This window comes from Ruegeria sp. Alg231-54 (genome assembly GCF_900143525.1).
GTDB lineage: Bacteria > Pseudomonadota > Alphaproteobacteria > Rhodobacterales > Rhodobacteraceae > Ruegeria.
Genome location: NZ_FREZ01000012.1, coordinates 62,279 through 75,015, shown reverse-complemented (window position 1 = coordinate 75,015; position 12,737 = coordinate 62,279). Strand labels below are relative to the sequence as shown.

Annotated in this window: 11 protein-coding genes and 1 tRNA gene; 5 read left to right on the top strand and 7 right to left on the bottom strand. The window is 54.7% G+C overall.

Annotated elements, in window-relative coordinates:
• Nucleotides 1-67: 67 nt before the first annotated feature.
• Nucleotides 68-157, top strand: a tRNA-Ser gene (locus DHN12_RS18765).
• Nucleotides 158-532: 375 nt separating this feature from the next.
• Here the strand turns inward: DHN12_RS18765 and DHN12_RS18760 are convergent.
• From DHN12_RS18760 to DHN12_RS18750, 3 genes are read right to left on the bottom strand one after another with little or no spacing between them, the layout of a single operon-like run.
• Complete coding sequence (locus DHN12_RS18760; RefSeq protein WP_108861554.1) at nucleotides 533-2,212, bottom strand: recombinase family protein; 1,680 nt, start codon at nucleotides 2,210-2,212, stop codon at nucleotides 533-535.
• A complete protein-coding gene (locus tag DHN12_RS18755; RefSeq protein ID WP_058274892.1) occupies nucleotides 2,209-2,625 on the bottom strand; it encodes a DUF2924 domain-containing protein in 417 nt (138 codons plus the stop codon). The genes DHN12_RS18760 and DHN12_RS18755 overlap by 4 nt, the downstream gene beginning before the upstream one ends.
• The gene (locus DHN12_RS18750; protein ID WP_108861553.1) at nucleotides 2,622-2,852 is read right to left on the bottom strand and encodes a DUF3489 domain-containing protein; all 231 of its coding nucleotides are present in this window, start codon (nucleotides 2,850-2,852) and stop codon (nucleotides 2,622-2,624) included. Before DHN12_RS18750 ends, DHN12_RS18755 begins: the two co-directional genes overlap by 4 nt.
• A 457-nt stretch (nucleotides 2,853-3,309) precedes the next feature.
• Between DHN12_RS18750 and DHN12_RS18745 the strand changes: the two genes are divergently transcribed.
• From DHN12_RS18745 to terL, 3 genes are read left to right on the top strand one after another with little or no spacing between them, the layout of a single operon-like run.
• Nucleotides 3,310-4,704 (top strand): DNA methyltransferase, encoded by a 1,395-nt coding sequence (locus tag DHN12_RS18745; protein WP_234416698.1) that lies wholly within the window; start codon nucleotides 3,310-3,312, stop codon nucleotides 4,702-4,704.
• Nucleotides 4,697-5,131 carry a DUF5681 domain-containing protein gene (locus tag DHN12_RS18740; RefSeq protein WP_108861552.1) on the top strand — a complete coding sequence of 145 codons (435 nt, stop codon included), beginning with the start codon at nucleotides 4,697-4,699 and terminating at the stop codon, nucleotides 5,129-5,131. The genes DHN12_RS18745 and DHN12_RS18740 overlap by 8 nt, the downstream gene beginning before the upstream one ends.
• Nucleotides 5,118-6,596 (top strand): phage terminase large subunit, encoded by a 1,479-nt coding sequence (gene terL / locus DHN12_RS18735; protein ID WP_159090080.1) that lies wholly within the window; start codon nucleotides 5,118-5,120, stop codon nucleotides 6,594-6,596. Before DHN12_RS18740 ends, terL begins: the two co-directional genes overlap by 14 nt.
• Nucleotides 6,597-6,827: 231 nt before the next feature.
• Here terL and DHN12_RS18730 read toward each other — a convergent pair whose 3' ends face one another.
• Nucleotides 6,828-9,002, bottom strand: coding sequence for a tetratricopeptide repeat protein (locus DHN12_RS18730; protein WP_373455767.1), 2,175 nt, complete (start codon nucleotides 9,000-9,002; stop codon nucleotides 6,828-6,830).
• A 394-nt stretch (nucleotides 9,003-9,396) separates the two neighbouring features.
• On the opposite strand from DHN12_RS18730, the gene DHN12_RS18725 reads away from it, so the two are divergent.
• The gene (locus DHN12_RS18725; RefSeq protein WP_306418417.1) at nucleotides 9,397-10,113 is read left to right on the top strand and encodes a DUF2848 domain-containing protein; all 717 of its coding nucleotides are present in this window, start codon (nucleotides 9,397-9,399) and stop codon (nucleotides 10,111-10,113) included.
• 125 nt (nucleotides 10,114-10,238) lie between these two features.
• Here the strand turns inward: DHN12_RS18725 and DHN12_RS18720 are convergent, their stop codons facing one another.
• The 3 genes from DHN12_RS18720 to DHN12_RS18710 all read right to left on the bottom strand — a co-directional run bounded on the left by DHN12_RS18720 (nucleotide 10,239) and on the right by DHN12_RS18710 (nucleotide 12,695).
• Nucleotides 10,239-11,165 (bottom strand): biotin-dependent carboxyltransferase family protein, encoded by a 927-nt coding sequence (locus DHN12_RS18720; protein ID WP_306418416.1) that lies wholly within the window; start codon nucleotides 11,163-11,165, stop codon nucleotides 10,239-10,241.
• 67 nt (nucleotides 11,166-11,232) lie between these two features.
• Nucleotides 11,233-11,922, bottom strand: a complete 690-nt coding sequence (locus tag DHN12_RS18715) for an allophanate hydrolase subunit 1 (protein WP_108861548.1) — start codon at nucleotides 11,920-11,922, stop codon at nucleotides 11,233-11,235.
• Between the two features lie 8 nt (nucleotides 11,923-11,930).
• The gene (locus tag DHN12_RS18710; protein WP_108861547.1) at nucleotides 11,931-12,695 is read right to left on the bottom strand and encodes a LamB/YcsF family protein; all 765 of its coding nucleotides are present in this window, start codon (nucleotides 12,693-12,695) and stop codon (nucleotides 11,931-11,933) included.
• Nucleotides 12,696-12,737 lie beyond the last annotated feature (42 nt).

The window sequence follows — 12,737 nt, the reverse complement described above, 5'->3', positions numbered from 1 at the left end:
GCTTCGGCAAGAATTCCCTATTTGGTCTTGCCACCGGTTCGCTATGGCCTTAGACCCGGCCCCACGCGGGGAGGTGGCAGAGTGGTCGAATGCGGCGGTCTTGAAAACCGTTGAACGTGAGAGCGTTCCCAGGGTTCGAATCCCTGTCTCCCCGCCACTCATACCTGTCTCACTTCAGTTGTGTTTTCTGACCCGGAATTGTGCCGCAATTCCCGCGAGTTGGCGCATGCGCTTTCAATCAGAGACGGAGCAGACTGTACACTCAGAGCGCAATTCCGGCCGCAGTCTCAGTGTCGCATTTTGGCGGGGTCGCTTTGGGCGGGATTTCCCTGATACCCGGCAATTTACAGGGAAATTTCGCGAAACAGGTCTGATTTCCGTCATTTCTCCTATCAGAACTGTATGTTTTTCAGAGGTTTATGTTGCAAATTCCCTAAAAAGTGGAACAGGGAATTTTCTCGTGGGAACAGGGAATTGTTCCGACGGATCAGGGAGGGCGAAGTCTGTATCAGGGACGCAGGATCTGGAGATGTCAGAAGCCGAACAGGCGTTCCTGTTCGGACCAATCAAGTGGGTGGGTCACGCTGACCAGACGCTTGAGTGTAAGTTCGGGCGGCTGGGTGCCGTCGAGAATCGCGGCTTGAATCTTCGGTGAGAGAAAGGCGAGCTGGGCGCGGGTGCGGATGAAGGCGCCGGGGACGCGTTCGCGGCGTGCAATCTCCATCAGTTGAACTCCGGCTTTCAGATCGCGCGCCCAGCCATGGGCTCGGATCAGCATGGACCGGAGGTGGGGATCAGGTTGGGGTGCCATGTCTCCAGCGATGACCTTGGTCTCGACGCCGCGGCGGCGCAGATCGAAGGATGCTGTGATGTGAGTGAGATCTGGGTGCAGATGGTCGGCAGCAATGCAAATTGCGCTTGCCAGAGTTTTGGGGTTTAACTCGAGATCAATGTGTCCTCGTGCAATTCCGCCGCTGGCTAGAATATCAGCGCCGACCTGAGCGCCTTGACCTCGAAGCCGCGTTACCAAATCCGCAACTGAAGTCTGAACTGCCTCCGCTGACCCGGCCTCCGGTTGCGCCAGTACCTGGTGCGCGGCGGCGGCGTCTTGCAGATGTCTGACGATGACATCAATGACTGCGTGTTCCAGCGCCGGGCCGGGTAGCCGCCAACCCGAGATATCCCTGCCACCCGAGATCAGTCGATTGGAGACATAATAACGCAACCGACGGCCTTTGCGCGTGGTGTGGGTTGGCGTCAACCGATCACCAGTTTCGTCCTGCAGCAGACCGGTGAGCCAGGCGCCGGGGTCATTGGAGTGTTGGTGCGCATCGGAGCGGCCGCGTGCCCGGGAGCGGTTCGAGGCCTGTCGCATTTTCTCCTGTACGCAGTCCCAGATGTCCTGGTCGATGATCGCCGGATGTTGTCCGCCCCAGATCTTATCCTTGTGACGGATTTTACCGAGATAGACCGGGTTGCGCAGCAGGTAGTAGATCTGACCGCGTGACAGCGGACAATCCCCTTTCACGCTGCCATCCGCCCGAACAACCCGTTTTGACCGCAGCCCTTCTGCTGATGCCCGTTCTTCTACTTTGCGCAGGCAACCCAGCTCCTCATAAAGCCCAAAGAGATGCCGGGCCGTTCTGGCCTCCTCCTCATTCACCACCAGCGTTCTTGCTTTTGGGTCGGGGTGGCGATCATAGCCCAGTGGCAGGTTGCCACCCATCCAAAGCCCTTTTTTCTTAGACGCCGCGATTTTGTCGCGAATACGTTCGGCGGTGACTTCCCGTTCAAACTGAGCAAAGGACAACAGCACATTCAGCGTCAACCGACCCATGGAAGATGAGGTATTGAAGGCCTGCGTGACGGACACAAAGGAACAGTTCGCCTGTTCCAGCCGTTCGACCAGCTTGGAGAAGTCGGCGAGCGAACGGGTCAGCCGGTCAATCTTGTAAACCACAACCATGTCGATGCGCCCGGCATCGATCTCATCAAGCAGGCGCTGAAGGGCAGGGCGCTCGAGTGTGCCGCCCGACAGGCCAGCGTCATCGTAGCGCCCGGACAGCGGGGTCCAGCCTTCATGTCGCTGACTGGCGACATAGGCCGCGCAGGCTTCATATTGCGCATCCAAGGAATTGAAGTCCTGATCCAACCCCTCGTCAGATGACTTGCGCGTGTAAATCGCGCATCGGATTTTGCGTCGCGGGCTCATTTTGCCACCTTTCCGTTGAGCCCAAAGAAGCGCGGTCCCGACCAATGCGCGCCGGTAATTTCCCGAGCTATGGCCGAGAGCGAACGGTAAGATCGTCCGTTCCACACAAACCCCTCCCCTGTCACATCGACCACATGGGTCACGCCGTTCCACTCGCGCAGCAGACGCCCGCCGGGTTTAAGGGCAGGGCAGGTAGGTCGGGGTTTCTTCTCAGAACCTTTTTCCAGCGTGGCTTTCACCTGCCGCGACAGCCCGCCACGATTGCGGGACTGCATCTCAAAGGCAATAAATCGACGCAGGAAGGGTTGGCTGAGCATGGTGGGGGCGGGTTGATCAAACAGTTGTTGCCAAATCGTGACCAGATCCGATCGACCCATGGCGGCGAGATCGGCGACATCGCTCGTCTTGGTCATGACTCTTCTCTTGTTCCCACCGTCAGGTGATAGGTGGAAGAACCATCTGGTTTGTCGGATGCGCGTCGTTCAATTGTGACACCTTTCTTCCGCAGACCGCTCAGAGCCGCTCGGACCGAATGAGATTGCCACCCTGTTGTTTTGCAGAGCGCTTCCAGGCTGGCGCCGCTCGGGCGACGCAACAAGGCTTGCACCTTGTCGATTTTGGTTTGTTTGGATTTGGACATGTATTGTCTCCTCAGATCTGGGGCTGGCGGAATGCCGAACCCTGGTACTGAGGAGCGCCCGAATGGCTCGGGCGTGGGTTCAGTGATGCGTGGTTCCCAGCAACAGTCCAGCTCTTTCTGGGGCGAGCTCTGGAGGGGTGTGTTTTGCAGGGTGTTGCTGCCGCACCCACGATTATTCGTCAACAATCCTAATTGGTTACGATTTAGTTACTTTTGGTTTGGGGGTTGCGTCTCGTATTGATGACACCTACATTTGGCTCAATCGCCCGGACTATCAGGGCGGGAAACTGCTCCCGCAGGCAGCACTCATTGGAAACACAGATTTCCGCAGAGAGCATTCGAAGGGGCAACGAACCGGATCGATTGGTCCGGAGAGTTGTTAATCGTGCTCTCTCCGAATTCCCAACACGATCCTTTCTTGTCGACGCTAACGAGCGTCAAACGAAAGGAGGCGGCTATGTCTGCCAAAAAWACACAGAGCGACGCYAAGGCGTCCAACACACCGATCTGGATGGCGGACAAAGTCGTCCAATCTCAGATCAGCCAGATCAAGCCATACGACAACAACAACCGCGTGCACGCGGCCAAGAGTATTGACAAGCTGAAGGCGTCGGTGGCCCAGTTTGGATTTGTCACTCCGATCCTTTTGGATGGTTCGGCCACAATCATTGCGGGTCATGGCCGCTATGAAGCCGCTAAGGCCCTGGGGTTGATGTCCGTGCCGACTGTTGTCGCGGATCACTTGTCAGAAGCGGAAGTGCGCGCTCTGCGCATTGCGGATAACAAGCTGGCGGAACTGTCGGACTGGAACGAAGCTGCTCTGCAGATCGAGTTTGCCGAGCTGATGGATCTCAGCCTTGATGGCGAGCTCGATTTTGATCTGGATATCACAGGGTTCGAAACGCCGGAGATCGACATCATCATCGACGCTGCGAACGAGGCTGCGGAGACCGAAGCTGAAACTGTAGAAAACCCGGACCCTGCGGCACCTGTCGTCACGCAGCCGGGCGACCTCTGGCTTCTCGGAGATCACCGCATCTTCTGCGGGGATGCCTTGCAAGCCCAAAGCTACGACACCTTGCTGGAAGGCGAGACACCACAGATGATCTTCACTGATCCGCCTTACAACGTACCGGTCAATGGGCATGTCCGCTGTGGCACCGATGGCGCTCATCGCGAATTTGCCATGGCGTCGGGAGAAATGTCGGATAGCGAGTTCCGCGGCTTTCTTTCAGGCATGATCACCCAGTTGTTTAGCCGTCTGCCAGACGGGGGCATTGCGATGATCTGCATGGACTGGCGTCACATTGAAGAGTTGATTGCGGCGGGCAAGGCAGGTGGATTGGACCTTATCAATCTCTGTGTCTGGAACAAGACAAACGGAGGCATGGGCAGCCTTTACCGCTCCAAGCACGAGCTGGTCGCAATCTTTAAGAAGCCCGGTGCTGCGCATATCAACAATGTCGAATTGGGCAAACACGGGCGCAACCGCACCAATGTCTGGGATTATGCCGGAGTGAACAGCTTTGGGGCAGGGCGCGAAGCGGATCTTGCCGATCATCCCACAGTAAAGCCAACTGCACTGGTGGCAGATGCCATCATGGATGTGAGCCATCGCGGCGAAGTTGTGCTGGATACTTTTGGTGGATCTGGTGCGACTCTGCTGGCCGCTGAGAAAGCGGGACGCCAGGCGCGGCTCATTGAGCTCGATCCGGCTTACGTTGATGTCGCCATCCGCCGTTGGCAAGAGATGACTGGCGAAAGCGCTGTGCATGCGGTCACAGGCCAGATGTTCGATGCACATTCTGCAGCACCCGATGCCACCTCAGAGCTGGAGGCGGATCATGTTTGAAGATACGAAGGACTATGAGGTGGGCTACGGCAAACCGCCCAAAGCAACCCAGTTCAAGAAAGGCCGCTCCGGCAATCCAAAAGGGCGCCCGAAAGGTGCTAAAGGGGTTAATGCCAGCCTGAAACGCGAATTGGAAGCCAAGATCACCGTCCGCGAAGGCAACCACGAAGCCCGGATTTCCAAAGCGGAGGCAATTGCAAAGCGGCTCACTGCTGGCGCGTTGAAGGGCGACACGAAATTGCTGATGGCGCTTCTTAAAGTCGACGCTGATCTGTTCGGCGGTTCAGATGATGTGAACGAACAGGCCAGCGCTGCTTTGGAAGGGCCGGACAAGGTCGACTATGACATCCTCCGGGATTTCTTTTCCAGCGACCCGGATGGTGACGGTGGTCCTGAGAACGAGGAGGTGGAAGATGACGGCTCCTGATCCAAAAAAGGTCCAGCAAGCCGCGCGCGAGGTTTGCCGGGACAATTTCTTTCCCTTCGTGTGGCGTGTGTTTGACGCGCTGCACCAAGGGACTGACCACAGCTTTGATCCGGCTTGGCATGTGCGTGCCATGTGCCACGAATTGGACAACGTTCGCCAAGGTGAAAACAAGAGGTTGATCATCAACATCCCGCCACGTTGCCTGAAATCGGTCACCGTGGCCGTTGCATATGTCGCTTATCTTCTTGGGCACTCACCGAGCGCCAAGATTATTGTTGCCAGCTACGGGCTGGATCTGGCGCGCAAGCATTCCGAAGATTGTCGTCGGATCATGTCTGCGCGCTGGTACCGGGAAATGTTCCCTGAAACTGTCTTGGCTAAAAAGGGCAACACCTCAGAAGAAATCCGCACCACAAAGGGAGGCAGCCGTAAGGCTGTCTCCATCGGCAGTTCTGTGACTGGACATGGTGCCGATTACATCATCATCGATGATCTGCTGAAGGCGGGTGATGCGGGTTCCGAAGCTGAACTGGTCAAGGCACAGGAGTTTATTGAGGGAACCTTGCTGTCGCGCTTTGACAACCCGGCCGAGGGGCGCGTTGTCATGGTTGCACAGCGTTTGCACGAGATGGACCCGCCGGGCTACCTGCTGGAACGCGGGACCTATCGGCACCTAAATCTGCCTGCCATCGCCGAAGACCATGAGACGGTGCCTCTTGGGCGTGGAAGGGTCATGCACCGCAACCCGGGTGATCTCCTTTGTCCGTCGCGCCTGGATCAGAACACGCTGGATACCAAGCGTCGTGAAATGGGCGCAGCTGTGTTCAATTGCCAGTATCAGCAGAACCCGATTGCGCCAGACGGATCGCCGCTGCGCTGGGAGTGGTTCGGCAGCTATGAGACCGTCGATGATCGTCGCTGGTTCCAACTGGTTGTTCAAAGCTGGGATACGGGGATGTCTGCGGACCCGCGGTCCGACTTCTCGGCCTGTACGACCTGGGGGTTCCGAGAAAACGCGTGGTACCTTCTCGACGTCTGGCGTGGGCAGGTGGACTACCCAGACCTGAAAGCCAAGGCACTGCAGCTTGTCAGTCGCTGGGATCCGGATCGAGTTCTGATCGAGGATGCCGCTTCCGGCAAACCGCTTTTGGACGAGCTGTTTCGTGATGACCGCCGGCGCTATGAACGCATTAGACCTGACAAGGACAAGGAAACCCGGTTCCAGTCCGCGTGCGGTCCTGTCGAAGAGGGCAAGGTGTACTTGCCTGCAGACGCGCCCTGGCTGCGGACTTTCAAGCGGGAGCTGCAGTCCTTTCCACGCGGGCGCAACGACGATCAGGTCGACAGCTTTGCCCATTTTCTGAACTGGTCCAAGGGACTGGGATTCTATCGGGCGCTGGGTCGCGATCACCAGATCAACATCGATCGTCGGGAGCGTAATCGAGAGAGGGTCAGGCGACGGTAGGGTCTCTTAGTAGAGCTTGAGGACGCATCGAGCCGTGCTTCAAAGGTGGTCACCTTTATCTATCCCGCGAGCGGCCCCAATGACCGCTTGCATCCGCAAAACAGTCCTTTGACTAAAGCTGTCGGATGACTGCTTCGAGCCCAAAGGCGAAGTAGAGAAGCTAGGCGTCTCTGACCATTAGGGTTTCGCAAAGTAAGAGTAGGCGAGCCAGGCGTGCGTGCTTGGGTTGCATCACTTTTTCGTCCGGACGAACACAGAATTTACGATGCCAAACGACCATGGCGCTGCAACATACCGGTGGTCATCAGTCGATTTCTCAGGATCGAGATAGAGGAAATGACACAGATCACGCCCCTGATGTACGGAAGGGATGTTACGGCAAATCTGATCACCAAAAACCTTCCATGTTCCGGACAAAGGTACGCCATTCATCCACGCAAAATTCAATTCGATCGTTCCATCTGAATTGCGATTTTCTGAATATGGAGCGCCGAACGGACCAACCGAGTGCTGTTCGATGAAAGAATCTGAGTGCAAAAGAACCAATTCATCATGAGCGATGCGGTCAGCCTCGCGCCCTTCGTTGAAGTTGAAAGGCCACTCTGGGAGTCCTGATCCCAACATAGCTTCTTCGAACACCGAAAAAACCTGCGGGTCCTTGTAAATCTCAAACCATGGCTTCATCCAGTTAAGATTAAGCCAGACATTGTTTTTCAGAAACAGCTCCATGTGTGCCCGCGCGGCTTTGATATTCCCTTCCCGAAAGTTTGCCTCAGCGAGATGCCGATGGTGTTGCTCACGCAAATCTTCTTCCGGGATACTTTTCAGCAGTTCCAACGCCCGCCCGCTGTCGCCGGCTCGCAGGTAGTTCCATGCAAGATCTCCCTTTTCGCCAGAATTCAGTTTTGGCGAATGGCGCTCATACTCTTGAAATTCTGCGATTGCATCCTCGTAATTTCCTTCGGTCGTCAGGCTCATCCCTAACACAACGCGCAGCGCCGGATTGGTTGGATTTTTGAACACAGCCCCCCTCGCCAGCGCAAGGGCAAGATCAGGTTCGAGTTGTTCCAAGTGAGCGCGCACCTTCAAAGCCGTCGCTTCAGGATTGCGAGGATCGTTTTGAAGCACTTGCTCAATCAACTCGGAGAAGTCCGTCTTTGCATCAAGTGTGTACTTGATCGTGTTGAAGCTGCCTTCCCAAATTTGGAAATTCGCTTCGGCGCTGCCCAACTTTGCGTCGTCGAACCGCGGGTCCATCGATATTGCTTCGTCAAACAAGGGAAGTGCTTTTGCGATGTCGGTGAAGTCTTTGCTTTCGAGAAGCCTCTTGCCATTGGCGTAAGCTAAGTAGGCTGCGGGGTTTTGCGTTGGTCGGTTCTCCAGAATGCTGCGCTCAACGTCATTGAGCTTGGCCTTCATAGCACCAACGGCCTTCAGCTTCACGGTTACAAGCATACCCAGAAGTTGATCGGCTTCTCCGCGAAAATTCTGCTCCCAAATGACGCCGTCGCCAGATGCCAACGCGTCCCGAAGTCGGGCGAAAAGTTCAATTTCTCCATTGTTCGATTTCGCTGAGCCATCCAAAACGTACCGTATGCCCAGATCCCGGGTTGCTTCATCTGTGCTGACATCGATCCCCTCATAGGATTTCGCAATGCTGTAAGGCGTCATTTCTAGTTGGTTCAGACGCTCAAATGACAGGTACAAGTTCTCCGTGGCGGCGTCAGCGAGTACTTGTGCAGAAGGGTCGTCGGCTTGGAACGGAACGACCAAAACGCCTGAAACCTGCGGTTCGTCACCGGGCAAAAGAAAGATGTAAACGAACAAGGCAATACTAACCGATGCGCATACGGCAGCGCTCGCCAAAATGCTTCTCCGCCTGAGTACCGACGACTTCGGTAGGGGGACGAACTTTCCGGCATCGTCCTCGTCCAGAAGGACACGATAGGCGTGAACGGGTCGCGCAATATTCTTAACGAATTGTTCGCCCAAGTCGACAAAGCCGAAGTCTACCCTGCCTGCTACGTTTCTGAAGACGCCTTCGGAGATCATGATACCGCCGGTGTCCGCCAAAGCTTCAAGCCGGGCAGCTAGGTTTACGCCGTCCCCAAATACGTCGTTGTCGTCAAAAACAACTTCGCCCGCGTTGACGCCCACGCGGTAAGCGATGCGTTTGTGTTCTTCGCTCTCTTCTTCGAGATGGGCAACACGACGCTGAAAGGCGGCTGCCCACGAAACCGCGTTGACGGCACTATCAAATTCGATCAACGCTCCATCGCCAGTGGTTTTGACGATCCGGCCGCCATACTCTGACGCCAGAGGCTCGATTACTTCTTTCTGAATGACCTTCTGGCGGGCTAGAGTGTCCGCTTCGTTCTGTTCGATCAACCGACTATAGGCAACCATATCGATTGCGGCTATTGCGGCTAGTCTTCTCGTCCCGTGTACGTCCTGCATTTCTTCTCCGGGGAAATCTCGAATTTTCGAAATTGTCCTGCATAATAAACACAGAAATTCCTTGGTCGTCACTAAAGTGCTAAATTGAACCTACCGAGAAAGTCAAAGTCGGGTTTGTCCGCGTAGCAGTCGTTCACGCCGTGTGCAGCGAACGGCTGCTAAGAGCCCAAAGTACCGGATGCACGAATGTCGGCTTGCTCAACAAGCTTGTACCATTGAGATGAACTTTAAAATTGGTACGATGCGGGTCCGGGCCATAGTAGGTTCCTGATAGTTGCGTTTTGCGGGTCTCTCCCTCCGAGGCGAATGAGCACCTGACATAAGTGCGATCCACTTGATGGGCATGCTGCAAGGGGTCTCTTCGCTGATCGCCTCGTTTTTCGGAAGAGGAATTCAAAATATGGATATTGATTTCAACGTTGAAGACACGAACATTACTCTGACGATAGATAAAGTTGTGATTGCAGGCTGGACAGGTCGAAGTATGGACGCTGTCCAACATCATATCGACGAACTGGCGGTGTTGGGTATTTCCCCACCAAGCCAAGTGCCGCTTTATTATCGCGTCTCAAACTCGCTTCTGACACAAAACAAAACCATCGAAGTGCTGGGAGAAGGCTCGTCGGGTGAGGTTGAACCCTTGTTGGTTCGATCAAATGGCAAAACATATTTCGGGTTGGCGTCAGATCATACCGACCGAGATCTCGAAGTACATTCAGTCGCAGCATCCAAACAAGCTTGCGCTAAACCCATTGCCAAAGACCTCTGGGGTTTTGACGAAATCAAAGATCGCCTTGATGATATCACTTTCAAATGTTGGATAGAAGAGAACGGGCGCGAGGTTCTCTATCAAGAGGGACAATTGAGCAGCATCCGCCCCGTTACCGAGCTTTGCGAAGGAGCTGGTTTTGAAGACGGTACTGCAATTCTATGCGGGACGTTTGCGGCGATCGGCGGGGTTCGCCCGGCCAAAGCGTACCGTATGGAACTATCTGACCCAACAAACTGCAAGGCTATTACGCTGTCTTATGAGGTTTCAACGTTTCCAATCATTTCGTGAACCAGCCTGCAAAGCCCAATAAAACTCCATAGTATTTGACGTACTTTGTTGGCTTGGTTTTGCAGCGCGGTTTCTAGAATTCTTGAATTGCAGAATTGGTCACACTGCGCATCAGGTCTTTATGTCTAGTCTTCTATGAATCCATGTATCAGGTTTTCTCGCATCAAGCGCTGCTCAAACGATCCGCGCGCAATGGAAACCTCTTCAAGATACTGTTTTCTTCGGATTGCAAAATTTCTGACTTCATCAACCGATTGCTGACCCGTGATCGAAACAAATCTCATAATCTGGCCAGCACGAAGCTGCGCTAAGCTATCCGTGTCACAATAGATGACTGTGGCAATTTTGGGATACCCACCAGTCGTTTGATGATCTGCCAACAGGATTGTCGGGACGCCGTCACCAGACACCTGAACGGAACCGCGCACAATTGGTTCTGAAGGTATGGACAGAGCGCCATCTAGCTCCAACGCTGGACCACTTAATCGCATGCCCATCCTGTCATAGGCGTCTGTGACACTGAATGTTGCGGACGTAAAATGCTCTATGGCTAGACTGGTAAAGTGCTGATCTTGGGGACCAATAACGACACGAACAGGACCATCGGGTATGAACTCAGGTTTCGCAATATCTCCAAGACGGTCATCACGCACTTCTGTGTCGGAAATCACCAAAGACCGACCGGCTTGCACGGCTCCACCGCCAAAACCGGAGGTGGAATGTGTTGCTTGGCTACCAAGCCAATCGTCGGTCGCTAATGCACCCGCAAAGGCGAGATACGCCCAACTGCCTGCTTTCCCGGCACGTATCGCCAGTTTTTCTCCCTGTCTGAGGGTTAGGATAGTCCAAGAATTGGTTTTCTGCCCTGCGTGCTCGACCACGAAGTCACCACCCGTAATCGCAACGGTTAGGGAACCCTTGCTGCAAACCAGCATTAATCCACCAAGGGATACTTCAATGGCGGTCAAACCGGGTTCGTTGCCAAGGGCTGCGTTGGCCGCGTCGAATGCTAAACGATCCATTGGACCAGATGCCGCGACGCCGTAGCGCATGTTGCCGGGCCGCCCGCCGTCCTGGAACGTGACCAACGGCCCTGCGAACGAGACTGAAAGCTCTGCATCAGCCATAAGCGGGTTCCCCAACAAGGTTTTCGAATGTCTTTAGATCGATGCGTTCGAATGCCACCCGATCTCCTACATCGAACAAAAAGGGATGAGCCGGGTCACCAGTGAAGATTGGTGATGGTGAGCGGCCAATTATTGACCAACCTGTGGGCATAGTGAGCGTTGTAATGAGACATTGTGGTCCCGCAATGATGACGCTTCCGGCAGGGACGTCGCGGACAGCAGCAGTTTTTCGGGGAACGTGGATGTTCTCTGACACGCCCGACAGGTAAGCGTAACCGGGTGCAAACCCGTACATCAATACCTGAAAGTCGCCAGTGAGATGGGCGTTGATAACAGCATCGATCGAGAGACCAGTTGCTGACGCAACAGCTTCTAAATCTGGCGCAAGACAGGTCTCATAACAGATTTGGACACGCCTCTGAATACCTTCGATCCGTTGCGTCGCCAGATTTTCAAGGAAGGTGCGAACTTTGCCTTCGATCATCGAATGGTCCGTCACAATCGGATCAAAAGCGATCAATAGATTGACCAGCGCTGGCACGGTTTCAATGATACCGTCGGGAGGGTTATGCGTGACTGCCCTGTCGAGCGCGATAACAGATGCATGAGCTTCATCGCTTATCTGATCCGCAAACGTCACTAGTAGCGCGTGGTCTGCAACGGCTTTGAAATGCGGTTCCATGAGGGGCCTTAAGACTTTAGGAAGCTGGAGATCTGGACACCATGTGATGTCAGCCGTTCGCGAACTTCGCGGGCCATATCGAGTGCGCCAGGACTATCGCCGTGAACGCAAATGGATTGCGCAGCAAGTTTGATCGGATCACCGTCAATGACCGGCATCTGTCCAGTATCAAGGAACGTTATCAATCTCTGGGCCGCCTCTGCTGCATCATCGATCATAGCGCCATCTTGATCGCGCGGGACCAACTGACCTGATGAAAGGTATCCACGATCCGCAAATATTTCCGAAAAGACAGGTGCGCCTGCAGCACGGGCGGCTTGTTCGCTTTGAGTGCCAGAGATCGCGAGCACAGCAAGTTTCGGATCAATCTTTTGCACCGCGGCGACAATCGCCTCAGCAACTTCGCGATCACGTGCTGCAAGGTTTCCCAGAGCGCCATGAGGTTTAACGTAAGTGACGGAAATGCCGACTTGTGCGGCAATCCCGATAAGCGCACCAATCTGTGCGGCACACATTCTGCCTATTTCGGCGGGTGACATGGGGATGACCCGACGCCCAAACCCAATCAGATCGTTAAAGCCAGGATGTGCTCCGACATTGACACCATTGTCACGCGCAAGTTCAAGCGTTTGGAACATGGTCTCAGGATCGCTTGCATGTCCACCACAAGCGACGTTGGCAGATGTCACAATTGAAAGCATCTGTGCGTCGGCACCCATTGTCCAAGGTCCAAACCCTTCACCAAGGTCAGAGTTGAGATCAATAGTCGTCATTCAATTTCCTTCAGCCGCACCACAGCAAGTGGAACTTAGACA